The following is a 1,116-nucleotide window of genomic DNA, read 5'->3' on the forward strand; positions in this document are numbered from 1 at the left end:
CTATGAAAGTAAAATTATATTTATCTTTTACCACTGTATTATTAGTATAATTTTTTTCATTTTGTTTTAATAAATTTAATAACAAATTATTTAAAATATCAAAATCTTTTACATTAGACAATTTATTAAGATCAAAAAAATAATTATTTATTATTTCATTAGTTTTTTTTATTTTTACTTTTCTAACACAAGCTTTTAAATATCTTAATAAATTTCTTTTTTTTCTTAATTTTAAAACTAGAGGTTGTGAAGAAATATCACTATTAAAATAAAAATATTTTAAATTTATTAAATTTAATTCTACATTTTTGTTAAAAATTTTTTTTATTAAATACATTAAACCTTGTAAATAAGAATAATTAAATTTATTTTGATTAATATAAAGCAATTGTTTATAAAACATATAAAATTTTAGTCTTTTTAAAGCCTTTTTAATATACATTTTATAATAATAATTTTCTAAAAAAGATAATTTATAACTATAACTAGGAAAAATTCTAATTAAATCTTTAGTTAATTCTTTTTGTTCTTGTAAATGATTTAATCATTTAGATTTAATTAAATTTAATTTTTCCAAAAATCTAGCTTTAACAAATAATTTTACATATCTTTTTTTTAATTTATATAAATAATTGTATTTTTGTCTATTATATAAATACAATGTAATTATTACTTTATCATTTGTATGTTTAAATTCACCATCACTTAAAAAAATTTTATTTGTAGATAATTTTATTGATCTACGACGTAATCTTTCTTTTCTTAATTTTCTTTCTAATTTTAAATTTGATAAAGTAAAATAACCTTTAATCAATTTCATAATATAATTACTTGCTACTGGTATTAAACTTAAAGTATTTTTATTATAAACATAAATACTATTTTTTCAATCTCTTATAGCAGGTACAAAATTTTTATAATCTATAGCAACATTTTTATTATTACTATCCTTTTTATAAGAGATATTCAATTTAGATTTTATAATATTTAACATATTTTTATTTAATGTTATTATTAAAATAACAAGCTTGACATTATATCAAGTCTATTTCATTATTATTTCATAATAATAATATTTATACTAATTATAATTTATAAAGATGTTGGGCGTATCTA

At 14.8% G+C, this 1,116-nt stretch carries 2 protein-coding genes; both read right to left on the reverse strand.

What is annotated here, in order from left to right; genetic code table 11:
* Window positions 1–403 (reverse strand): hypothetical protein (locus ACYVEA_RS34485; RefSeq protein ID WP_461117902.1); only part of this gene is annotated, 403 nt, incomplete at its 3' end.
* Window positions 404–544: 141 nt separating this feature from the next.
* Window positions 545–820, reverse strand: a complete 276-nt coding sequence (locus tag ACYVEA_RS34490; RefSeq protein WP_461117903.1) for a hypothetical protein — start codon at window positions 818–820, stop codon at window positions 545–547.
* Between the last annotated feature and the right edge of the window lie 296 nt (window positions 821–1,116).

Source organism: Spirosoma jeollabukense (genome assembly GCF_054777855.1).